This is a genomic window from Pseudomonas sp. NFPP12 (genome assembly GCF_900103205.1).
Lineage (GTDB): Bacteria > Pseudomonadota > Gammaproteobacteria > Pseudomonadales > Pseudomonadaceae > Aquipseudomonas > Aquipseudomonas protegens.
On the sequence record NZ_FMWW01000003.1, the window covers coordinates 770,670 to 795,237 of the forward strand.

A 24,568-nucleotide genomic window follows, 5' to 3' on the forward strand; every position below is an offset into this window, starting at 1 on the left:
ACCAATCAAGCTCTGCTGCCGGCGGGCGATATCATTACACCCCATGTACGAACCGGCGGCATTTGAATATCAGCGCCGACTCCCCCGAGGGAATCGTAAAAGCCTTGAAAAGAGTATCTACGCATGACCTGTAAAATCATCACCATCGTTGGCGCGCGCCCTCAGTTCATCAAAGCTGCAGCCGTTTCAAGAGAAATCCTCAAGCACCCCGGGATCTTGGAAGAAATCATGATCCACACCGGTCAGCACTACGATCCGAACATGTCGCAGGTATTTTTCGATGAGCTGGAGATTCCTGCTCCGAAATACAACCTTGAGATATCAGGTGGGAGCCACGGAGCAATGACGGCTCGCATGCTCGAGGGTATCGAGCAAATACTGCTGACCGAAAAACCTAATTGGGTGCTTATCTACGGCGACACCAATTCGACCCTGGCAGGGGCACTTGCAGCGGCAAAGTTGCATATCCCAGTAGCCCATGTCGAAGCAGGCTTGCGCTCGTTCAACATGCGCATGCCGGAAGAGATCAATCGGATTCTGTCAGACCGGGTTTCGACCCTACTGTTGTGCCCGACCATGACGGCCGTCGAGAACCTGGCCCAGGAAGGCATCACTCAAGGGGTACACAACGTTGGCGACGTCATGTATGACGTCGCCCTCTATTACCGGGACCGTGCCCGTAATACCAGTCAGGTCCTCGATACTCTGGCTCTCTCTGAAAAAGGCTTCGCCTTGGCAACCTGTCACCGGGCGGAAAATACCGACTCCCCGGAGCGCCTGAATGAGATTCTTTCGGCGCTAGCCGCTATCACAGCGGAACTGCCAGTGGTTCTACCGCTACATCCCCGGACCCGCAAACTGATCAGCGACCATCAATTGGAGCATCTGCTGCAAAAGCTCACCATCGTCCCCCCTCTGGCGTTCTTGGATATGGTGGCGCTTGAACAGGCGGCCAAGGTAATCCTTACCGACTCCGGCGGAGTACAGAAAGAAGCATTCTTCTATCAGGTTCCGTGTATCACCATGCGCGACGAAACCGAATGGGTCGAAACAGTAGCTCTAGGCTGGAACCATATAGTGGGCGCATCCCAGACACGGATCCTAGACGCTTTCAGCCAGTTGAGTGACGGTCAACAAGACGATCTGAGCACTCCATATGGAAACGGGAGCGCGAGTCGCGTGATTATTGAACATCTGATGAAAGAAGCTTGAAATGGGTGCGTTAGCCAGCCTCTTGCAGCACCGTCAAATTCTCTACTCCACAGTTGTTCAGGGGCTGAAAAAACGAACCAGTGGCAATGTACTGGGTACGCTTTGGCTGTTGCTCTATCCACTACTGTTCCTGGGCATGTATAGCTTGGTCTTTGTCCAGATCCTCCAAGTGCGTATTCCTGGGCTAGGAACGAGCGACTATATCCTGGTGGTATTTTCCGGACTTGTTCCCTTCCTGGCTTTTGCAGAAGCATTCGGGTCAGGCACGGGCAGTATCGTCGCCAATCGCGACTTACTCATGAACACACTCTTTCCCATCGAACTGGTAGTAGCCAGAGAAGTACTAATTGGTCATACCACCATGGGTATGGGCATGCTGCTACTTTGGGGAGCAGTGCTACATTTTCATGGAGCTCACTGGACCCATCTTCTTGTACCGCTGGTATATCTGCTGCAGATCATGATGGTGCTCGGCCTGGTCTGGATCACTGCAACTCTGACAGTGTTCTTTCGTGACCTATTGCAAGCGATACCCATCCTTGTCCTCTTCCTCATGATGGTTTCCCCCATCGCTTACACCGCCGACATGGTGCCCGAGGGCCTGCACGCCCTATTACTTTTCAATCCATTGGCATGGCTGATGGAGCTCTATCGGGCATGCCTGATGCAAGGAACAATTCCATTGCAACAATTGGGATTCTTCGCACTTTTCTCAACTGCCCTTTTTGCGCTGGGTGGCAGTTTGATTTTTCGACTCAAGCCTTTATTTGCTGACCATGTCTGATCTGACAATCTCCCTCAAGGCCGTAAACAAGAGCTTTAGGCGCTTCCAACACCCTGGCTGGAGAGCCTTGGATGCGTTGGGATGGCCTGTTTCCAAAAAACGCTATGACGTATTTCAAGCACTATCGGACATTAACCTAGACATAGCGCGTGGCGAAAAGGTGGCCCTTATTGGCCGTAACGGCGCCGGCAAAAGCACATTGCTACGACTGGTTTCCGGACAGATGCGAGCTGATAGCGGACAGATCCGGGTGAGTGGCAAGGTACAGGCGCTGATGACTCTGGGTACCGGCTTCCATCCCGACTTCACCGGCATTGAAAACATAAGGTCAGCTCTCGCTTATCAAGGCATCCAGCCTTCACGAGTAGATGAATGCATCGAGGAGATTACGGACTTCACCGAGCTCGATAGCTTTCTCCACCGACCAGTCAAAGAATATTCCGCGGGTATGTATGCACGACTTGCTTTTGCCGTGGCGACGACCATCACTCCCGAAGTACTGATTATCGATGAAGTCCTTGGCGCTGGGGATGCCTATTTCCTGGGTAAATGCATCCAGCGTATGAAAGCCCTGACTGGCCAGGGAGCCACCATCCTATTCGTTTCTCACGATATCAGCTCTGTACAAATGCTCTGTGATCGGGGGGTCTGGCTTGAAGGGGGACGCATCCGGCAGGACGGCCCGCTCTTGCCGGTCAGTAAAGCCTATTTGGCAAATATCCGTGAAGAGGAAGAACGGAGGGTTCGTGCCAAGAGCATGTCATTGACCAAAGGGCAGGTTGGCGCCCTGCTCCGCGAGAGTAGCCAGACCACTTTGCTCCGCCTGATCGGGGCAGACGGCACACCTCCCCTTGAACCTCTGCTGATTCGAAGTCTGGAATATGGAAATGCAAGCGGTGTACTCGGACGCATAGAAATGACGCCCCAGCAATCAGGCGATTCCCGCTTGATAGTTGATCCAGCCTTGATGAACTGGCGACAGGTAAAACAGGAGCCGATTGAACCATGCTGGGCATTCGGCAACTTTGGTGGGCGTTACATTCATGCCCCCTTACAGATTTCCTGGCCCACATCAGTTCCAGAAGATGCCTGGGTAAAGATGGATATTCGCGCCAGTACCAGTCACTCGATACTGCTTGAGCAATTTTCCCCCAAAGAGAACCAGTATGTCGCTCTAGCTGAAATCTCTGCGAACCAGTTCCCCTCATGGAACCTCATGCGCTTTTCGTTGCACAGTGATCAGGCGCTGGGCAACGACCAAAACGTTGAGTTGCTTGCCGATCTGCAAGAGCTTGCGCCTGACGACAGGTACGGCAGCGGTGAGATCCGCATAAATGGATTCGGCTTTTTTGATGCTGAGGGTGTAAGACGACACACTCTGATAAGCGGCGAAGCAGCATTTGCGGTCATGGCCTTTGAAGCCAGCCAAGCAGTGAAAGACCCCGTCCCGGTGGTGGCGATCTATCGGCCCGACGGCATCTGTGTCATGCAAGTGATCGCCAGTATGAACGGCCAGCGTTTCGCCTGTGTTGAGGGCAAAGGTGGCATCCGCGTTGATTTCTCTCCACTCCTGCTAGGCCCTGGCGACTACCTAGTCTCAGTCGCCATATTTCGTGAGCTGAATCCTGCGTCGTCTATAGAGCCAGCGTCGTACGACCTTCACGATCGTTGTCATGCTCTCAAGGTATTACCTCCCCCAGGTATCCATGTCCAGATTGGGGTAGTCAACCAACCCGCCCAATGGGAGTTGCTTACTTGACCCAAGATATTCGACTTTACAGCTCCTCGCAGGTTTGGGATCAGCCCATGCAGGCTGGACAGCGCAACCTGCTGAAAGCCATTCAAGATTTTTGGCCGAATGACATCGGCTCTGTCCTTGATGTAGGGTGCGGTGACGGCAAACTGACCTCGGAGCTGGTAGGTCTTGGTGTAGACACAATCGTCGGTCTCGACAGCAGTGAGGAAGCTCTCTCTCGCTTGGCTGTGCAAGGCGTAAAAGGTGATGCACGACACCTGCCATTTGCTGACGGCGCCTTCGATCTGGTCATGAGCACTGATGCACTGGAACATATGCCTGACGCCGAAGAAGAGGCTGCATGGAGCGAACTATTCCGGGTAGCCGGAAAAGTCGTCATGGTCGCAGTGCCCTTTCGCGAGGAGCTCCTGGATGCAACGACCCGCTGTACAGAGTGTGGCAACTGCTATCACGTCAACTGGCATCAACGCAGCTACGATCATGCCGACCTCCATCGCCGTACGCCTCCGGGTTGGCAAGTTCGTTCAACAATATTAACGGGAGAGCCATGGAGCGCAATGCTGCCTCCAGAAACTCACCTACGGCGCTTGGCTCTTCACGAGTGGTCTGGCTGGGAAGCCGCAATCTGCCCCGTATGCGGCAGCAGAGGGCATCAGGCCATCGTGCCAGCAGCACTCCCTCCTCTGTTTGCAGAAGCCCTAGGGGCAGATCTCTATAAAGCACTGGGCGATTACCGGATGTGCCGTAGCCACAGTGAAGTGCTAGTAGTTTTCCAACGCCAGATCTCCGCCCCCGTCCCTCTGCGCGTCACCCAGGCACGTCATCACAGCCAACTCGCGACATGCATCGACTTCGAGCGCCAACGCTCTGGAGTTGACTTGCACCCCTACAGCCAAGTTGCCCAGCATGTACTGTCTTCGGAAGGACACTGGCGTTTGCAGTTCCCGCTTTATGAGCCCACACCAGCACTCGAAGTAAGAAGAGTGCCCGGCAGCCTCGGCCCACTGCACCTGCTGTTGGAAGACGCCTGCGGCATCCTGCTCAACGGATGCGTCTTGTCGGACGGACAAGAGCGTGCCGTGCTTCCACTTCCCCGCCCTCCTGCCTCGGGCTACTACGGAGTACTCGCCTCTTGCGCCCCAGAGGAGCCATTTGCCTCTATCAAACTGGGCCATGGACCGGAGGTAGTCTGGGCTCAAGTACCAGACAACGAAGATTGCGCTTACTGCGAATTCGAACATATGGGCCTGCCATTATTCGTGCAGATCACCAAGCCAACCTGGCTGGATCCCGCTGCCTTGGAACAGCCCATGCCCCCTGTAAACCCAACGCCAGCAGCAGTACTAAGCCAGGTTCTAGCCAGAGCGGATCAAAGTGACGGCCAAATCCAAGAGCAATACTCATCTCATTCAACAGAGCTAAACCATCTCTTGGCACAAATCAAAAACTTGGCTGAAGTGCCTCCTGGTGTGTGTGTGCGAACACAATTCGATGAACATTTAAGCAAGACCGAGACAGAAAACCGAAAGCTTGGCAATACAACACTTGAAGCTCACCAAGAACAGATTGAAATCCGCCCCTTCAAGCTGATAACCAACTTGGAAGCTGAAATACAAAGACTCCAAAGTGAACTTCATACTTGCCAGGGGCAATTGAAAAAACTAAGCCAACATCTCGAAAATCGGCTAGGAGCTGCCACCAGAAAAGCACTGAAGTGCTTGGTTGGAAAATTTAGGAGTTAAAACCGTATGGCTTGTATTTTGATGCTTTGCCACGATCAGCATCTGGATCGCCGGGTCGTTGCACAAGCAGTTACATTGATACTACAGCAGCACTCAGTGCGCCTGCTTGCTTTATCGTTTGACAAGCAAACTACCCACGAACTGACCGCTGAAGGTATTCAGCTCACTCGTATAGGTCTGGATCATATTGTTCCAGAAAATCCAACTTACAAAGGATATATGAAACGCCAGTACAAACTAAACACCTTCCTAAATTGGAGAGTAAATCGACGTGCCTTTGTACATAAAATATCTCAACGCTTATTCACATATGCTAGTCATCTGAACTGGAACCTGTACAAGGCGCTTCTTTTACTTCGTTACCAGAACCGTATGCTGCATGACCCCCTACCCTTTCGCCAAGCCTTCGTCAAACATGGGCTCGAGTTCCCAAGTGATCTAGTTCAAGTCCATGACCTTCCAGCACTAGAGGCAGGTGCTGAACTGGCGGCAAAGTGGAACGTCCCACTCGCTTATGATGCTCACGAACTTTATCCCGAGCAAAAAACCTTTTCCCGAGCACAGCGTAAAATTTGCTCGGAATCAGAAGCGCGCCATATCAAAAAAGCAAATGTGGTTTTTGCAGTCAATGATTCCATTGCTCAGGAAATGGCGCAGCGATATCAAATCGACACACCGGTCACCCTCCTCAATGCAATCGATCCACCTCCCGAGTTCAAACCCGAGGTGCGTTATGACCTGTTACGTGAAAAACTCAACATCTCAGCCAAACGACGAATTTTGCTATTTCAAGGCGGCTTTTCCCCATATAGAAACCTCGAAAACTTGATTGCTGCCATCAGCCTGGTGAAAACCAAAGATATAGATCTAGTGATGATGGGCTTTGGAAGTTTTGGTGAGCTGCTTAAGAAAAAATCACTGTCACTCGGACTGCTGGGCTCACGCATCTACTTTTTGGAAGCTGTACCGCAAAGTGAACTTCTGCAACATAGTGCCTCTGCGGACATAGGAATCATTCCGTATCCACATGTTGACCTGAACTCCTATTATTGCACTCCAAACAAACTTTTCGAGTTTATTCAGGCTGGGCTTCCTATTTTGGCCAATGACTCCCCCGAGCTTAACCGTTTCGTCCGCAAAAAAGATTTCGGCATGACCAGAAAAATGAACACCCCCCATCAAATTGCCGAGGCTATAGATATCGCATTTTCTGCCATCGCATTAAAAACCTGGAAAAAAAACCTAGAAGAAAATCGCGTAACGCTGACATGGCAAACCCAGAAAAAAATCTATAGCGAAACTTTAGAAAAACATATTTCACCCAATACAGATCACGCAGTCCGCCCAACAACTCCGGCCGCAAATTTTTAATGAAGACTTCAAGTAAGATTTTTTTATTCTCCTCCACAATAACAATAACTATTGTATTAAGTTACGGCCTATTGTCATCCAATACAACAGACAAAACTACAACCTCGACCATGCTGAACTTTGAGGGCACTGGAATTGCCAAAGACGTAAAAATCTCAAAATACGATAACAGCAATGTCAAAGAAAGCAGTACGGCCCCGGATAACTGGCTCTCAACAGCCCAGATTGACAAAGACACCATAGCGATTGCCAGCTACAAAAACATCATCCTGCTAAACAAGTCGAGAAAGAGCGTCTGCGAAGTAAAACCGGAGTGGCAATCAGACTTAGCAATTAAAAAAACCTGGACTCCCACAGGATTATTTTTTACCAACAAAACTCTGTATATCGCAAATCAAACCGGCAACAACATATTGACCGGCAATATAAGCCCTGAAGACTGCACGTTCACTGTTGAGACTTCTATTCAAGACGACTCTGGAAGAGGTCCAAAAAACATTTTCGTGGATAGCTTTGGCAATATTTACTCCGCCAACCATGACTCGGATAATCTTATAGCCTTCAACAAGAATGGAAATAAAATCTGGACTTCGGAGTTACGCAAACCCCATGGCATCACTGCGGACGAGCACTTCATATACGCAACAAGCCTTGCCAATAAGAATATCCAAAAACTAAATAAAAATACCGGCGAGAGCATCCTCTCCCAAGGCAAGTCTGGGTGGAACATGCAGAATGGAGAGTACCTCTGGCCTACCTCTATAACTAACAGCGGAGAGGGCAAGCTACTCGTTTCCGATGCTCATTCAGGAATGATCGGCCTGCTTGACTCCAACACCCTCTCTCCGCTGCAAACCTTTGGTGGCCTGGGGCCAGGACTTAATTACTTTAGCTATCCATATAGTGCAGTATTAAATCAGTTTGACGAAATACTAGTCACCTCATCAATGCGTGCCAGCATCTATATCTACAACCTTCACAACCTCCAGCTCAAAGAAATTATCACACCAGTAGAACAAGGTTGGGCGTCATCCAAAAAATACAAGAGCCAAAAATTTGGAAACGACTGGACTAACTACCAAAATACAGCCGCCCCCTCTCAGTATTTTTTTGGTAAACGTACCACCTTAGGTTTTGGTCGCCTCTATAACCATGACGGGTCGTTAACTACATACAAAGTCCCTGAACCAAACGAACTCGTCTGGAATATCAAACCAAACTTAGACTTCCTGCAGAGCCAAAAAATAGATAATGACACACTGCTATTTTCATCCTCGACATCACAAGCTCTTCTTTACACCGAGCAAAAGCCCAGCAACCTTCTAATCCCAGTTAAACTACCTAGCCAAGACAACTGGCTAGTCAACGACAAAGTCATCAGCAATGGCAAGTTTCTTGACCAGAAAGATATCAGCTCAAAAAAACATGATTTCATTAAAAAATTAGACTCATTAAGAAACAGCGCCCCTCTTACAGTGAGTGATGTTGCCAGCCTATATGCGACTGCAGACAACACTGATTTATTAGACTCTTCATTCAAAAGCTTTGCTGGAAAAAGTTTCTACAACTTCTGGCGCTACTGCAGCATCAGCAGATCCTGTTCAAAAAATGAACTTCAGGATATGGCATGGAGCTTTTTCAGACGCTTGGACAGCAATCATGAAGTTAGCCTGGGGGAGGCGGCCTTGGTATCCCTGATTTCAGAGAAGAACTGGACTGATACGACCAGCGTAAAACTACAGTCCTGCGGTGCTGGAAAATACTACAAAGGCTATGAGCCAGAAACAATAAAACCTGGAGATCTCAGCCACTATATTTCCGCAGTAGATATCTCTGGCTCCGAGCTTTGCATAACCAGCACGTCCCCCTCTACAGCCGCACAGCTTAAAATATTCTGGTTAAATCGCAACGAAGTTCCAAACTTGGTGAAGATAACGTCTACTAACGAAAAAGGCTTTGCAGCCACGATAAACCACACAATAAACGACGAAAATCTGCATCTCAGCTCAAGACTCGGCACGCCCTATAGCATAATTCCCTTACCTGAAAGCCATGGCCCTACAACATTTTCTTTAACATTAGGAAAAGGTGCAGCACAAAACAGGCTACTGATCAGAAACATCGAGCTTGTGTCAGGAAAAGCAGAAAAAATAGAACCATTAGACGTCGAGGGGCAAAAATTCTACGGAACCCATCATTTCCCAAGAAGTATATTGGAGTCGAATAAAGCCTTCTACGGCAATACTCCGAAAAAAGATGATGTTCTTCATTGCGGCCATTTTGCTGCTCGATACGTATATGAAAACTGCTATACAGAAAACTGTAAGTGGCGGATTCTTGGTCTACGAAATGGTTTGGCCAACCATACGATCGTTGAGGTAAAGGAGAATAACAATTGGAAAATAAAGGATCCAACCCTCGGGTATAAAGTTTCTTGCAGTTTTACGGACATCCAAGGCGGAAATTGCTTGCCTGATGAGTCCTCCATCACAGGAGCAAAAAAATGGGATACTCGTTTCAGCGGGTATGCTCCACAAGACTTTCTTCCGAACGCAGATATCCTGAGCATTACCTGGGGTACAGGAAAAATCACTGAAGGAGTTCTCTACCAAAACAGCCTCTAAGATTTTCATATGGTTTTTAATATGAGCTTCATGCGCCACAATCATATCAAGCTTGTATCGACCATTAAAAAGCCCTGCCGAAAAAAACTACTAATCGGGCTTATCAGCAGAAACTGAGAAACAAGCTAATTATCTGTTAATAGATAGACATGGCAATATTTGAAACACGGTGAAAAACTGATGTGTGGAATTACAGGTCAACTGAGCACCTCGGGCTCATCCAATGAACTTCGGGCTAGGTTAACCAAAATGATGGCGGCAATTCGCCACCGAGGCCCCGACGACGATGGCATTTGGCTTGATGACCAGCGCCCGGTCGGACTTGGGCATGTACGTCTAGCGATTATCGACCCGGAAAACGGCAAGCAACCTATGGTGACCGAGGACGGGCGCTATATCCTGGTATTCAATGGCGCTATCTACAACTATTTAGAGTTGCGCCGCGAACTGATTAGCAAGGGACATCCGATCCATAGCTATTCAGATACTGAAGTGTTGTTGTACGCCTATCGAGAGTGGGGGGAGCGGTGCCTGACTCGATTGCAGGGAATGTTTGCTTTAGCGATCTGGGACAAGGCGGAACAAAAGTTGTTCTGCGCACGCGATCGGCTGGGCATCAAGCCCTTCTATTACAGTTTCGATGGGCAACGCCTGATGTTCGCGTCGGAGATCAAGGCTCTCCTTGCCGATGAATCAGTACAAGCGCAAACCAACTCTGAAGGCCTGCAAGACTACCTGACCTTTCAGTTCTGCCTAGATGAGAAAACCCTCTTCAAGGGAATCAACAAGCTTGAACCTGGCTATTGCTTGACTGCCTGGTATGAGGATTCTGCGCTCAAGCTCAAGCTCCATCAGTACTGGGACCTGCAGTACAACATCGATGAAGAGCATGATGAGCGTTACTTCATCGATACTCTCTCAGGCTTACTTGACGACTCTATTCGCCTGCACATGCGCTCGGACTTGCCTTTAGGAGCCCACCTTTCGGGTGGACTGGACTCCAGTTCGATCGTCTGCCTCGCATCACGCATGCTCGGCGGCGAACAGATGAAAACCTTTACCGGGGCCTTCAGCGAGGGACCACAATTTGATGAAACCGCTTACGCCAAGGAGGTTTCGTCCTTCGCAGGAACAGACTACAACGAGATCTACATTTCTGGTCACACGTTGCCGGATATATTGCCCAAGCTGATGTATTACATGGACGAGCCGCTGGCCGGCCCGGGGGCCATCCCCCAGTACTATGTTTCTCAACTGGCAAGCAATCATGTGAAAGTCGTGATGGGCGGACAAGGTGGTGATGAACTGTTCATTGGCTATGCACGATACATGGCCGCCTACCTGGAGAAGTGCTTGTCTGGCGCAATTAATCAGACAGCTCACCAACGTCGCTATGCAGTGTCACTTGAGTCCATCGTACCCAACCTGCCTCTGCTCGGTACTTATCAACCCATGTTGCAAAGCTTGTGGCGAGATGGCCTGTTTGGCCCCGCCGATGAGCGTTACTTCCGCCTGGTTGATCGCAGCGAAGGAATGAGCCAGCTGTTCAATCAGGAGTCCTTGCGCGGCACATCAAACTACTCATCATTCGACTCGTTCCAGCGAATCTTCAATCGCCCTGAATTGCACTCGCTGGTCAACCAGATGACCTATTTTGATCTAAAGGGGTCTCTGCCGGCACTCCTTCATGTTGAAGACCGGACCAGTATGGCGAACTCCATCGAGTCCAGAGTACCGCTGTTGGACCATCGCATCGTGGAGTTCCTCGCCACCATCCCGCCCAACATCAAGTTCTCCGGCGGCCGGGTGAAGCACCTTTTCAAAGAGTCCGTACGCAGTGCGGTGCCCCCTAACATCTTTCACCGTAAAGACAAAATGGGCTTCCCCACACCTTTGACGCAATGGACCAAAGGCGTTGCACGGGATTTCGTTCGTGACACCCTGCTCTCTGATCGTGCCCGTCAAAGAGGCCTTTACCACATCCCGGCAGTGGAACAAGCACTGTCCAACGAGCGTGAATTTGGCCGCGTCGTTTGGGGGCTTCTGTGCCTCGAACTGTGGCATTGCATCTTCATCGATGGAGATATGAAACCCAGTGGAATCTGAACAACTGCAGCCTAAACCGCGGGCCCTCATGCTTTGCAACGATAGGCAGATCGATCGGCGCATTCTCCTGCAGGCGGACAGCCTGGAAGAAGATGGCTGGCATGTGACAATACTGGCCATGCCTCTGGATGATATTGCAGGTACAGAGGACCCGCGTGTCGTGCGCATAGGGGCGCAACAAGAATCCGCAGCGCGCCGAGAAAACAGGGTATTGCACGCCTACCGGATAGTACGCCGGCATTTGCCCATGAACGGTCGGCTGATGCGTTTCCTCAAGTCGCTGGCCTGGCGCTTCCTCGTTGATCAGGAACGCTTTTATCTCAATCTGTTTCTTGCTGACGGGACACGACATCCTGCTCAGGTGGTGGTAGCTCACGATCTGCCGATGCTTGCGGTTGCACGCCAACTAGCGCAAGAGTCTGGCGCCCGCTTGGTGTATGACAGTCATGAACTCTACTGCGAGCAGGAATTTTCCCGGGGCCAGCAACTGAGCTGGGCAAAGATCGAGCGCAAGCATATACATGCCTGTGATCGGGTCATTACGGTCAACCCGTCCATTGCCCATGAATTGCAGGAGCGTTATGGACTGGCCGAGGTATCTGTTATCCATAACGCCGAACGCATAGGCCCGCTACAACCAAAATCCGCTTATTTACACCAGTGCTTCGGCGTTCCAGTGGAGCACCAGATTCTGTTGTTCCAGGGAGGTTTCTCCGCTGGACGCAATTTGCCCGAACTGGTGGAAGCCATGGCACTCCTGCGTTCCTTGCCAATCCATCTGGTACTGCTGGGAGGTGGGCAGTTGACCACCTCCCTGCAGCGGCTGATAGCGCGCCGAGGGTTGCAGTCGCGAGTGCATCTGCATCCTGCAGTTCCGCAAGCCCGCTTGCTTGAAATCACCGCAGCGGCCGATGCGGGAGTAATTCCCTATCAGCCTATATGTCTGAATAACTACTACTGCACACCAAACAAGCTGTTCGAGTTCATCGCGGCCGGCCTGCCGATTCTTGGCAGCGACCTGCCTGAACTGAGGCGTCTGATAGAAGGCCATAAGATCGGTCACGTTACCAACCTTGGCAGCCCCCAACAAATTGCCTCGGCAATCACAAACTTCTTTGCCGACGAGAAACGCCTGCAGGGCTGGAGCGAACGCCTTACTGCAGTCCGCGAGGAGCTGAGCTGGCAGCGTGAGAGCCAGCAGCTCAAACAGATTTATGGAATGTTCAAATGAAAGTGGCAGTGGTTTATCAATACTACCAAGGGCACTCCTCACCCGGGCATTCGCTGGTATATGAACTTACCCAGCACCTGGCAGCTCAAGGCCACAACGTAACAGTAGTGTCTGGCGAAACTGGGTATATGCAACGAGATCAACCGATGCAACCCTGGTATAAGCGCCTAGTCCGCCGGGAACAGGACGGTGCCGTTGAAATCATCCGTACTTATACCTACTCCGAGCTGCATCGCAGCTACCTCGGACGCCTGATCAGCTTCATTTCTTTCTCCTTGACGGCCCCTATTGGATTGATGAAGGTTTCTCGGCCTGATGTAGTACTGGCTTCTTCGCCACCGATTTTTCCGATGTTATCCGTCTGGCTGGTCTGCAAGTTACGCCGGATCCCCATGGTGTTTGAGGTTCGTGACTTGTGGCCGGAGTCAGCGATACAGATGGGTATCCTGAGCAACCGGCAACTGATCGGCATCATGTACTGGATGGAACGCCTGCTATACGACAAGGCTGCACGGATTGTGACCCTGACCCAGGGTATTCACGATGACATCCAGGCACGTGGCTGGCCTGCGAAGAAACTGGAGGTTATCACCTGCGGCATTGATACCCAGATGCTCTTCCCCGACGCCAAGGCCGGCCAGGCTGTGCGCCAAGAACAAGGTTGGGAGGGGCGCAAGATCGTGCTGTACTTCGGCGCTTTGGGAGAAGCCAACAACCTGGACGTGATCATCGATGCCGCAGCTCACTCCAAGGATGAGAAACTACTTTTTCTCCTGATCGGCGATGGTATGAAGCGGGCTCATATAGAACGTCGCATCGCCCAGTTGCAGATTGATAATGTGCAGCTACTGGCACCGGTATCCAAAAGCTTGGCCCGGGGGTTCATAAATTCGGCAGATGTGTGTTTGGTTACGTTGCAGGACATATCCCTGTTCAAGGGAGCTATCCCTACCAAGTTGCTGGATTACATGGCCTGTGGAAAACCGGTCTTGTGCGGTGTAGAAGGAGAGGCCGCAGCGATCATCAGCGCCGCTGATGCAGGGGTGAACTTTCCACCGAACAATAGCCGTCAATTAGCCTCGGTACTGGCAACTCTGATGAAAGACCAGGCGCTAAGGGAGCGAATGGGCAGCAACGGAGCGCAGTACATTCAGAAAAACTTCGACGCCATAAGAGGACGCCTGGCGATGGAAAAGCTACTAAGCAAGGTGGCCAACGAAAACTCAACTCCGAGGACCAGGCAGAAATAGTAGTAGTGCCTGAGAGCAGAATCTGACGGCGCATGGGGGCCCCCTCAGCACAGGGTCATCCAAAAAACAGCTTCGCCGTTGGTTAACTGAGCAGTTTCTGCTCAAGCAGAATAGCTAACTGCTCTTGATCCCTCACATCCCCTATCTCGGCAGCGCGCTGGTAATAAGCCCGGGCCATACCTCGGACCTGTGGACTACCAGCACTCAATAACGAACCACCAGCTACCCGGAGAAAATTCAGGTTGCCACCGGCCAGAGCCCGTTGCAGCCACTCCACGGCTTCGTCGGTACGCCCGGTATCGGCCAGCACCGCCGCATGGCTGAACTGCCCGCGAAAATCCCCGCCTTCGGCCGAGCGCCGGTACCAGTCCCGCGCCGCTTCAAGGTCTACCTGGCACACCAGCCCTTCCTCCAGGTAGCGCCCCAGCAGGTTCATCGATTTGGCATGGCCAAGGTCCGCCGCACGACGGTAGCAGGCCAGGGCCAAGGCATGGTTCTGCACCACGCCGCGACCGGTGGCCAACAGGTTGGCGTAGTTGTACAGCCCCCAGTCCAGCCCCGCCTCGGCAGCCAGGCGATAGTGCCCGGCCGCGCTGGCGGCGTCCGCCGGGCAACCCCAGCCGTGCTCATGGCAGCGCCCGAGCATGTTGCGCGCCATCAGGTGCCCACGTTGTGCGGCGATCTCGAACCAGCGCACCGCCAGGGGTTGATCCTGCTGGATGCCGCGACCGTCGAGGAGGATCTGCCCCAGCAGCGCCTGGGCTTCCAGCAGGCCCTCGGAAGCAGCGGCCAGCACCGCCTGGGCCGCGCGGGCCGGGCTCTCTTCAAGCATGGCGCTCAGTTGCGCGCCGTCGAGGAGCTCCTCGCGACGAAGTTGAAAAGTCACGGCTTACACCTCGACCCAGCGACGCAGAAGGTTGTGGTAGGTGCCGGTCAGGCGGATCAGCGAAGGATGCTCGGGCACGTCCCGGGTCAGTTCCTGGATCGCGCCGTCCATCTCGAACAGCAAGGCGCGCTGGCTATCTTCGCGCACCAGGCTCTGGGTCCAGAAGAACGAGGCGTAGCGAGCGCCCCGGGTCACCGGGTTGACCTTGTGCAGGCTGGTGCCTGGATACAGCACCATGTCCCCCGCCGGCAGCTTGACCCGCTGCAGGCCGAAGGTGTCCTGGATCTCCAGCTCGCCGCCTTCGTAATCCTCGGGGTCGCTGAAGAACAGGGTCGACGACAGGTCCGTACGCACCCGCTCCGGGCTGCCCTTGGGCTGGCGCACCGCGTTGTCGATATGAAAATCGAAACTGCCGCCGGAGGTGTAGCAGTTGATCAGCGGCGGAAACACCTTGTGCGGCAAGGCGGCGGACATGAACAGCGGGTTCTGCCACAGGCGATCGAGCATCGCCGCGCCGATCTCCTGGGCCAGAGGGTGACCTTCCGGCAGTTGCAGGTTGTGCTTGGCCTTGGCCGACTGGTAACCGGCGGTGATCTTGCCGTCCGCCCAGTCCGCCTGTTCCAGGGCTTCACGGATGCGCCCGACCTCGTCACGGGTGAACACGCCAGGGATGTGCAGCAACATGGCCAGGTACCTGCAGAGCGAAAGGCCGTCAATGATATTGATTCTTATTGACTGTGTAAAACCCCGGGACGCATGAGAACGTAAAAACCGTAAAGGCAAATTGTAAAGAATGTAAATTAAGTGCGAATAGCAATATTTCGCAATTGATAACAAATGTTTCTTTCCCCTATATTCCGCCGCCTCAAATCCTTGGGGAGGGGAAAAACATGTCACGCCAACAACCACCATCCGCTGTCAGTTCACCACGCCTGCTGGCGTCTGCAATTGGCGTGGCGATCACCGCCGGCTCCGCAGGCCATATGGTCCAGGCGGCTGAAGAGACTCAGCAGAAGACTTCGGGCAAAGCCATTGCCCTGGAAGCCACCAGCATTACCGGTGAGGCCCAGGACCAGACGTCCTACAAGGTCGAAAACTCCTCCTCGAAAAAGTACACCGCGCCGCTGGTGAACACCCCACGCTCGGTGACCGTGGTGCCACAGCAAGTACTCAAGGACACCGCGGCCACCTCGCTGCAGGACGCCCTGCGTACCGTGCCCGGTATCACCTTCGGTGCCGGTGAGGGCGGCAACCCTCAGGGCGACCGTCCGTTCATCCGGGGGTTCGACGCCCAAAGTGACACCTACCTGGACGGCGTCCGCGACACAGGTGCCCAAAGCCGCGAAGTCTTCGCAGTTGAAAACATCGAAGTCAGCAAAGGCCCTAACTCGGCCATGGGCGGCCGTGGCGCCGCTGGCGGCAGCATCAACCTGGTGAGCAAGAAGGCGCACCTGGGCAACTCCCTGGACGGTGGCTTCACCTGGGGCTCCGATCAGACCCAGCGCTACACCCTGGATGGCAACTACCAGTTCAGCGATACCGCCGCCGGCCGTCTGAACCTGATGAGCCATGAAAGCAACGTCGCCGGACGAGACAAGGTCAACTACGACCGCTGGGGCATCGCCCCGTCCCTGGCCTTCGGCCTAGGCACCGACACCCGGGTATTCCTCGATTACTACCATCTGGAAAGCGATGACCTGCCGGACTCGGGCATTCCCTACGGCTATTCCATGGGTACCGCCCACACCGCGGCCCATCCGGACAAACCGGTCAACGGCGGCGACAGCAGCAACTTCTATGGCCTGACCGACCGCGACTTCCGCAAGTCCCGCGTGGACACCGCGACCTTCGCCATCGAGCACGACCTGAATGACTCGCTGACCCTGAAGAACACTTTCCGTCACGGCACCAGCATGCAGGACTACATCCTGACCCAGCCGGACGACAGCCAGGGCAACGTGCGCAGTGGCACCGTCTGGCGCCGGGCCAACACCCGGGTGTCGAACACCGACACCACCACCAACCAGACCGATCTGTATGGTGAGTTCGTGCTGGGCGGCTTCAAGAACAACTTCTCCGCCGGCATCGAACTGTCCGACGAGTCCTCGAGCAAAAGTGGCTACACCGTTTCCAACAACGCCAATATCAAGTGCAACGTGCCGCAGCCTGCTGGCGTTTGTACCTCGCTGTCGAATCCGACTCCGGATGACGCCTATGCCGGCACCATCAGCCGCAACTACGCGGGCACCGACACCGAAGGCACCACCCGGGCCATCTACTTTGCCGACACTCTGGAGCTGACCCCGCAGTGGCTGGTCAACATGGGCCTGCGCTACGACCACTTCGAAACCCAGGCCAAGACCAAGAACACCGCGCGCACCACCACCTTCAAGGCCGAGGACACCAGCGAATTCGTGACAGGCCAACTGGGCCTGGTATGGAAGCCGCAGGACAACGGCAGCGTCTATATCTCCTATGCCACCTCGGCTACACCGGTCGGCAGCACCCTGGACAACGGCGCCGAGACCAACCCGTTTGCCACCACCTCCGGCACGCCGACCAGCATCGTCAGCGACATGAAGCCCGAGGAAACCGTCAACTACGAGATCGGCACCAAGTGGGACCTGTTCAACGACCGCCTGGCACTGACCGGTGCGATCTTCCGTACCGAAAAGGAAAACACCCGGGTCCTGAGCAGCAACTACACCTACGAAAACGCCGGCAAGACCCGAGTTGACGGCCTTGAGCTGACTGCGAGCGGCAAGCTGACCGACAAGTGGCAAGTGTTCGCCGGCTACAGCTACCTGGACAGCACCATCGTCGATCCGGGCGCCAGCGGTGATCGCAGCGGTAAAGTCAGTGGCCTCGCCAACCCGGCCAAGGGCAATGAATTGCCAAATACGCCGAAAAACAGCTTCAGCCTGTGGACCACCTATAACCTGACCCAGAAGCTGACCATCGGCGGTGGCGCCTTCTACGTCGACAAGGTCTGGGGCGATAACAACAACAGCCTGTACGTGCCGTCCTACACCCGCTACGACGCCATGGCCAGCTACAAGCTGACCAAGAACGTCGACCTGCAGTTGAACGTGCAGAACCTGACCGACAAGACCTACTACGACAAGGCCTACGCGGCGCACTTCGCCAACCAGGCGGCCGGTCGTACCGCGCTGCTGACCACCAGCTTCCACTTCTGATCCAGCGCAAGACCTTCCTGTGGCCACGGCCACAGGCGCCCAAGCCCCACGCATTTCAATGCCTGGGGCTTTTGCATGTAAAAACGAATGCTTCTCGACAACACACGGCATAATGCGCGCCGTGTTTCCTCTCTCTGGACGAACAAGGCGAGTGACGTGTTGAAGAAAACCCTGTTCCAGCTGCACTGGTTCTTCGGCATCAGCGCGGGGCTGATCCTGGCCCTGATGGGCATCACCGGGGCGACCGTGTCGTTCCAGGACGAAATCCTGCGCGCCCTCAATCCATCGGTGCTGCAAGTCGACAAGCTCCCCGCCGGGGTACTGCCGCCCGCCGAACTGGTGGAAAAAATCCAGGCCGCCGAAGGCAAGACGGTGTCCATGCTCTGGGTCGAGACCGACAGCGGCAACGCCGCGCGGGTGTTCTTCACCCCGCCGCCGGGGGAACGCCGTGGCCAGATGCGCTACTTCGACCCCTATACCGGCGAGTTCATGGGCGACGCCATCGGCCAGGACTTCTTCGGCCTCATGCTGCAATTGCACCGCTTCCTGGCCATCGGCGACACCGGCCGGCAGATCACCGGCGCCTGCACCCTGATCCTGATCTTCTTCTGCCTGTCCGGGCTGTACCTGCGCTGGCCGCGCCAGGTCGGCAACTGGCGGGTGTGGCTGACCCTGGACTGGGCCAAGAAAGGCCGCGGCTTCAACTGGGACCTGCACGCCGTGTTCGGCACCTGGTGCCTGCTGTTCTACCTGCTGTTCGCCCTCACCGGCCTGTACTGGTCCTACGACTGGTACCGGGAGGGCCTGACCAAGCTGCTCTCCGATGCGCCACACAGCGAGCGCCAGCGTGGCGGCCGTGGTGGCCCGCCGCCCAAGGGCCCGGCCCCGGTGGCGGACTACAACGCCATGTGGAGCAGCATCTACAGCGCCGCCGGCAAGGACCTCAATGCCTACAACATCCGTATGCCTGCCGTGGCCGGGCAGCCGGTGACGGTGTTCTACCTGCTCAAGACCTCCCCCCACGAACGGGCGCTGAACCAACTGACCCTGGACCCGGCCACCGGGGTGATCAGCCGTCATGACCGCTACGCCGACAAGAGCCTCAAGTCGCAGTTGCTCACCAGCGTCTACGCGCTGCACGTGGGCAGCTACTTCGGCCTGGTGGGGCGCATCCTGCTGACCCTGGCCTCCTTGACCATGCCGCTGTTCTTCGTCACCGGCTGGCTGCTGTACCTGGATCGCCGACGCAAGAAGCGCCAGATCAAGCAGGCCCGCCAGGGCCTGGAAAGTACCGCCCCCGACGGCTCGGCGTGGCTGATCGGCTTCGCTAGCCAGAGCGGTTTCGCCGAGCAACTGGCCTGGCAGACCGCCGGGCAATTGCAGGCTGCCGGGGTGGCGACCAAGGTCCAGCCGCTGAGCAATCTCAGCGAACAGGACCTGCGTGACGCCCAGCGCGCGCTGTTCGTGGTCAGCACCTTTGGCGACGGCGAAGCACCGGACAGCGCCCGCGGCTTCGAGCGCAAGCTGCTGGGCCGCGAGCTGTCGCTGCAAGGCCTGCAATACGCCGTGCTCGGCCTGGGCGACCGCCAGTACCAGCACTTCTGCGGCTTTGCCCGACGCCTGCACGGCTGGCTGTCGAACCAGGGCGGCAGCACCCTGTTCGCCCCCATCGAGGTGGACAGCGGCGACAGCTACGCCCTGCGCCACTGGCAGCAGCAACTGGGCCAGCTCACCGGCCATGCCCCGGTAGACCTGTGGCAGGCCCCGGCCTTCGACAACTGGACCCTGAAGAGCCGCACCCTGCTCAACCCCGACAGCAGCGGCTCCGGAGTCTACCTGCTGCAACTGCTGGCCCCCAGCGCCAGCAGCTGGCTGGCTGGCGACCTGGTGGAAGTCATGCCGCGCAACAGCCCGTGGATGGTCGAATACTTCCTCGACGGCCTGGGGCTTTCCGGCGAGGCCAGGGTCCAGCTCGACGGCCTGGAAGAGAGCCTGGAACAGGCCCTGGGCAGCCGCCAGCTACCAGAAAACCGCACCCACCTGGTGGGCCTGCACGCCCAGGCCCTGGTGGATGCCCTGGTGCCCCTGAGCATGCGCGAATACTCCATCGCCTCGATTGCCGCCGACGGTTGCCTGGAGCTGCTGGTACGCCAGGAACGCCACGCCGACGGCAGCCTGGGGATCGGTTCCGGCTGGCTCACCGAGCATGCTGCGGTGGGTTCGAGCATCAGCCTGCGGGTGCGGCGCAACAGCGGCTTCCACCTGCCGGCCGAACCTTGCCCACTGATTCTGCTGGGCAACGGCACCGGGCTGGCGGGCTTGCGCAGCCTGCTCAAGGCGCGGATCGCCGAGGGCCAGCAACGCAACTGGCTGATCTTTGGCGAGCGCAATGCCGAGCATGATTTCTACTTCAAGGATGAACTGCAGGAATGGCGCACCCGGGGCGACCTGAGCCGCCTGGACCTGGCGTTCTCCCGGGACCAGGCCGAGAAGGTCTACGTCCAGGACCGCCTGCGCCAGGCGGCGGACGAGCTGAAAAAATGGCTGGACGATGGCGCCGCGCTCTACATCTGCGGCAGCTTGCAGGGCATGGCGTCGGGGGTGGATCAGGTGCTCATCGAGGTACTGGGCGCAGACCACGTCGAACGCCTGATTGAGCAGGGTCGCTACCGCCGCGACGTTTACTGAGGCGTCAGACGCTTCGCCGGCAAGCCGGCTCCTGCACCAATCCTGCTGCCCCCTCCGTAGGAGCTGGCTTGCCAGCGAAGGCGCCCTTCAGAACAGCGCAAGGCGCAAGGGCCTCTTCGCCGGCAAGCCGGCTCCTACATCAATCGTGCCGCACCCTCCGTAGGAGCTGGCTTGCCAGCGAAGGCGCCCTTCAGAACGGCGCAAGGCTCATGGGCCCTATTCGCTGGCAAGCCGGCTCCTACGGGACGGGACGTTGGCGGGGATGGTTACGCCGGTTGCAGGTTGTGCTCGTACACCGCCACGCCATCCAGGTCCCGCAGGATTACCTTCAGCTCTGCCGTCTGGCCATCGATCTGCACTTCGCCAAAGAACTGGAAGCCGGCAAAGGGTGAAGTGTTCTGCGCTGGCGGCGCCTTCTGGAACACCACTTCCGGGCCGAAGGTCTTGTCCAGCACATTGGGCCCGAAACTCCCCGCGTTCAGGGGGCCGGCGACAAATTCCCAGAACGGCTCGAAATCCTGGAACGCCGCCCGATCCGGGTGGTAGTGGTGGGCCGCGCAGTAGTGCACGTCCGCCGTCAGCCACACATGGTTGCGCACCTGATGCTTGCGCAAATACGCCAGCAGCTCGGCAATCTCCAGCTCGCGGCCCTGGGCCGGGCCCGGGTCGCCGTTGGCGATCGCCTCCCAGCGCGCCACCCCGGGGCTGACTTCGCCATCGGGCACGCCCAGGCCAATGGGCATGTCCGCCGCCACCACTTTCCACTGGGCCGAGGAGTCCTTGAGCTCACGCTTCAGCCAATCGAGTTGCTCGCGGCCGAGGAAAGGTTTCTCGCCGCCGAGGTTGTCATCGTTGGGGCCGCGATAGCTGCGCATGTCCAGCACGAACACATCCAGCAACGGCCCATAGCTGAGCTTGCGGTAGATCCGCCCGCCGCCATCGGCGCTCTGCCGGCGCATGGGCGAATACTCCAGCCAGGCCTGGCGCGCGCGGCCCACCAGGGTCTGAATGTCCTTGACCACGTAACGTTCGTCCAGCTGCTTGCTCGGCGACCAGTTATTGACCACCTCGTGGTCGTCCCACTGCCAGATCTGCGGCACCTCGGCGTTGAAGCGGCGCAGGTTTTCGTCCATCAGGTTGTAGCGGTAGTTGCCCCGGTATTCGTCGAGGGTCTCGGCCACTTTGCTCTTGGCCTCGGTGGTGAGGTTGCGCCAGATGCGCCCGTCTTCCACGGTCAACTGCGCCGGCACCGGGCCGTCGGCGTAGATGGTGTCGCCGCTGTGGATAAAGAAGTCCGGCAGGCGCAGGCGCATTGCCTCGTAGATGCGCATGCCGCCGATATCCGGGTTGATGCCGAAGCCCTGCCCTACCGTGTCGCCGCTCCAGACAAAACGGATGTCCCGGCGTTGCGAAGGCGCACTGCGCAAATGGCCGAACCAGGGCTCGCTGGCCGCGCCGGACTGGGCGTCCTCGAAGGTCACCCGATAGAAGATCGCCTGATTGGCCGGCAGCCCGGTCAACTCCACCCGCGCCGTGAAATCGGTGCGGGCATCGGCCAGGGGCGAAACAGAGCGCCGGGGGTTGCTGAACATGCTTCGCGTGTCCCACTCCACCACCATCCGCGCCGGACGATCGCTGCGGCTCCAGATCATCGCCTTATCCCCCAGCAGATCCCCGGACTGCACCCCGTCGGTGAGCTGCGGCCGATCCTTGACCGAAGCAATCACCGCCGGCGCCAGGCTCGGCATCAACAGCCCCGCCCCGGCGATTTGCATGATCCGACGACGGCCGAGGTTGAACTCGCTCATGGTGACTCCCTGACAATGGTCAAAAAGCACACCTTAGACAGTGGGGATGAAGGGGGTGTGACAAGGAGCTGAAGGCCGTATTGCAGATAGGTCGTTCTCAACCTGCGGCAGCGTCTACAACGGGTGCCGTTGCGGGATTGCGCCGCAACGGATGTGCCGTGGAGGTCAGGCCGCCTTGGCCGGTTCCAGGGCCAGTTCGACGGTCTCTGGCCGTTTCACCAGCGCATAGACAACCGCCGTCAGCAGGCTGCCCGCGACAATCGCCAGCAGGTACAGCAACGCATGGTTGATGGCATTCGGGATCAGCATGACGAACAGGCCGCCGTGGGGCGCCATCAGTTTGCAGCCGAAGTACATCGACAAAGCCCCGGTCAGGGCGCCGCCGGCGATGCTCGCCGGGATCACTCGCAACGGGTCCTTGGCGGCAAACGGAATCGCCCCTTCGGAGATAAAGCACAGGCCCAATACCAGGGCGGCCTTGCCGGCTTCGCGTTCGGTCTGGGCAAATTTGCGTCGGGCAATGAAGGTAGCAATGCCCAGGCCAATGGGCGGTACCATGCCCGCCGCCATGGTCGCGGCCATCGGTGCATAGCTCTGGGACGCCAGCAGCCCTACCGAGAACGCATAGGCCGCCTTGTTGATCGGCCCGCCCAGGTCGACGCACATCATGCCGCCCAGCAGTACCCCCAGCAGAATCGCGTTGGTGGTGCCCATGCTGTCGAGGAAATGGGTCAGGGCTTCGAGCATGCCCGCCACGGGTTTGCCCACCACGTAGATCATCACCAGCCCGGTGAACAGGCTGGCCAGCAGCGGGATGATCAGGATAGGTTTCAGCGCCTCCAGGCTTTGCGGCAAGCGCGCATATTTATTGATCGCCTTGGCCGCATAGCCGGCGAGGAAGCCGGCGACGATGCCGCCGATAAAACCCGCACCCAGGGTGCTGGCGAGCATGCCGCCGATCATTCCCGGCGCCAGGCCTGGTCGGTCGGCGATGGAGTAGGCGATATAACCCGCCAGCAGCGGCACCATCAGCTTGAAGGCGGTCTCGCCGCCAATCTGCATCAACGCCGCGGCCAGGGTGCCCTCTTCCTTGAACGCAGTGATGCCGAAGACGAAGGACAGGGCAATCATCAGGCCACCCGCCACCACCATCGGCAGCATGAACGACACCCCGGTCAGCAAGTGTTTGTAGACCCCGGTCTTTTCCTGTTTGGCCGGTGCCTGGGCGCCTCCTGCGGAGGACTCCAGCCGGCCCTCGGCCAGGGCCTTGTTCAGGGTCGCCTCGGACTGTTTCAGGGCCACGCCGGTGCCGCAGCGATAAATGCGCTTGCCGGCAAAACGCTCGGTGGGCACTTCGATGTCCGCCGCCAGCAGCACCACGTCGGCCTCGGCAATGGCTTGGGCGCTCAGCGGATTGCGCGCGCCCACCGAGCCCTGGGTTTCCACTTGCAGGTCGTAGCCCAGGCGCTTGGCGGTTTGCTGCAGGGCCTCGGCGGCCATGAAGGTGTGAGCCACGCCAGTCGGGCAGGCAGTGATCGCTACCAGCCGCGGGGCGCGTTTGCCTGTTTCGAGCACCGGCTCGGCACTGGCCTCGGTGGCGACATGGACCTGGGCCTCTTCGGCACCGCGACGCAGCACTGCATCGACATCCTGCAGGGCCTGGGACGGGCTGCTGCGGTACACCCGCTTGCCGACAAAACGCGACATATCCACAGGCCCGGTGCTGACCACCAGCACCCACTCGGCGGCCTCAATGGTGGCCGCCGAGAGTTGGCGTTCCGGGTGCGCTTCATCGTGCACTTCGACGCTGGTGCTCCAGCCCTGGCGCTGCGCCGCGGCGTCCAGCAGGCGGGCGCAGAGCACGCTGGTGACCATGCCGTTGGGGCAGGCGGTAACTATGGCTAACTTCATGG

General features: G+C 56.6%; 15 protein-coding genes. 11 read left to right on the forward strand and 4 right to left on the reverse strand.

What is annotated here, in order from left to right; translation table 11 throughout:
• The first annotated feature begins 123 nt into the window (after positions 1-123).
• The 9 genes from wecB (at position 124) to BLS75_RS16385 (ending at position 14,076) form a co-directional block, all read left to right on the forward strand.
• A complete protein-coding gene (wecB, locus tag BLS75_RS16350) occupies positions 124-1,212 on the forward strand; it encodes a non-hydrolyzing UDP-N-acetylglucosamine 2-epimerase (RefSeq protein WP_072451282.1) in 1,089 nt (362 codons plus the stop codon).
• Position 1,213: 1 nt separating this feature from the next.
• Positions 1,214-1,996 carry an ABC transporter permease gene (locus tag BLS75_RS16355; RefSeq protein ID WP_072451283.1) on the forward strand — a complete coding sequence of 261 codons (783 nt, stop codon included), beginning with the start codon at positions 1,214-1,216 and terminating at the stop codon, positions 1,994-1,996.
• A 67-nt stretch (positions 1,997-2,063) separates the two neighbouring features.
• Positions 2,064-3,755: an ABC transporter ATP-binding protein gene (locus BLS75_RS16360; RefSeq protein WP_158267412.1), complete on the forward strand. Its 1,692-nt coding sequence runs from the start codon at positions 2,064-2,066 to the stop codon at positions 3,753-3,755.
• Positions 3,752-5,494: a class I SAM-dependent methyltransferase gene (locus tag BLS75_RS16365; protein ID WP_176876749.1), complete on the forward strand. Its 1,743-nt coding sequence runs from the start codon at positions 3,752-3,754 to the stop codon at positions 5,492-5,494. Before BLS75_RS16360 ends, BLS75_RS16365 begins: the two co-directional genes overlap by 4 nt.
• Before the next feature lie 6 nt (positions 5,495-5,500).
• Positions 5,501-6,865: a glycosyltransferase gene (locus BLS75_RS16370; RefSeq protein WP_072451286.1), complete on the forward strand. Its 1,365-nt coding sequence runs from the start codon at positions 5,501-5,503 to the stop codon at positions 6,863-6,865.
• Positions 6,865-9,489, forward strand: coding sequence for an NHL repeat-containing protein (locus tag BLS75_RS32110; protein WP_143031430.1), 2,625 nt, complete (start codon positions 6,865-6,867; stop codon positions 9,487-9,489). Before BLS75_RS16370 ends, BLS75_RS32110 begins: the two co-directional genes overlap by 1 nt.
• A gap of 180 nt (positions 9,490-9,669) precedes the next feature.
• Positions 9,670-11,595 (forward strand): asparagine synthase (glutamine-hydrolyzing), encoded by a 1,926-nt coding sequence (gene asnB, locus BLS75_RS16375; protein ID WP_072451287.1) that lies wholly within the window; start codon positions 9,670-9,672, stop codon positions 11,593-11,595.
• Positions 11,585-12,826 carry a glycosyltransferase gene (locus BLS75_RS16380; RefSeq protein ID WP_143031431.1) on the forward strand — a complete coding sequence of 414 codons (1,242 nt, stop codon included), beginning with the start codon at positions 11,585-11,587 and terminating at the stop codon, positions 12,824-12,826. Before asnB ends, BLS75_RS16380 begins: the two co-directional genes overlap by 11 nt.
• The gene (locus BLS75_RS16385) at positions 12,823-14,076 is read left to right on the forward strand and encodes a glycosyltransferase family 4 protein (protein ID WP_072451289.1); all 1,254 of its coding nucleotides are present in this window, start codon (positions 12,823-12,825) and stop codon (positions 14,074-14,076) included. Before BLS75_RS16380 ends, BLS75_RS16385 begins: the two co-directional genes overlap by 4 nt.
• Positions 14,077-14,158: 82 nt before the next feature.
• On the opposite strand, the gene BLS75_RS16390 is transcribed toward BLS75_RS16385, so the two are convergent.
• Positions 14,159-14,962: a tetratricopeptide repeat protein gene (locus tag BLS75_RS16390; RefSeq protein ID WP_072451290.1), complete on the reverse strand. Its 804-nt coding sequence runs from the start codon at positions 14,960-14,962 to the stop codon at positions 14,159-14,161.
• A gap of 3 nt (positions 14,963-14,965) precedes the next feature.
• Positions 14,966-15,646, reverse strand: a complete 681-nt coding sequence (locus tag BLS75_RS16395; protein WP_072451291.1) for a Fe2+-dependent dioxygenase — start codon at positions 15,644-15,646, stop codon at positions 14,966-14,968.
• A 206-nt stretch (positions 15,647-15,852) separates the two neighbouring features.
• On the opposite strand from BLS75_RS16395, the gene BLS75_RS16400 reads away from it, so the two are divergent.
• Both BLS75_RS16400 and BLS75_RS16405 read left to right on the forward strand, forming a co-directional pair.
• Positions 15,853-18,159: a TonB-dependent receptor gene (locus tag BLS75_RS16400; RefSeq protein ID WP_065364619.1), complete on the forward strand. Its 2,307-nt coding sequence runs from the start codon at positions 15,853-15,855 to the stop codon at positions 18,157-18,159.
• Between the two features lie 156 nt (positions 18,160-18,315).
• Complete coding sequence (locus BLS75_RS16405; RefSeq protein ID WP_072451292.1) at positions 18,316-20,847, forward strand: PepSY domain-containing protein; 2,532 nt, start codon at positions 18,316-18,318, stop codon at positions 20,845-20,847.
• 266 nt (positions 20,848-21,113) lie between these two features.
• Here the strand turns inward: BLS75_RS16405 and BLS75_RS16410 are convergent, their stop codons facing one another.
• The gene (locus BLS75_RS16410; RefSeq protein ID WP_072451293.1) at positions 21,114-22,655 is read right to left on the reverse strand and encodes an alkaline phosphatase D family protein; all 1,542 of its coding nucleotides are present in this window, start codon (positions 22,653-22,655) and stop codon (positions 21,114-21,116) included.
• Between the two features lie 165 nt (positions 22,656-22,820).
• Positions 22,821-24,566, reverse strand: coding sequence for a PTS fructose-like transporter subunit IIB (locus BLS75_RS16415; RefSeq protein ID WP_083533714.1), 1,746 nt, complete (start codon positions 24,564-24,566; stop codon positions 22,821-22,823).
• Between the last annotated feature and the right edge of the window lie 2 nt (positions 24,567-24,568).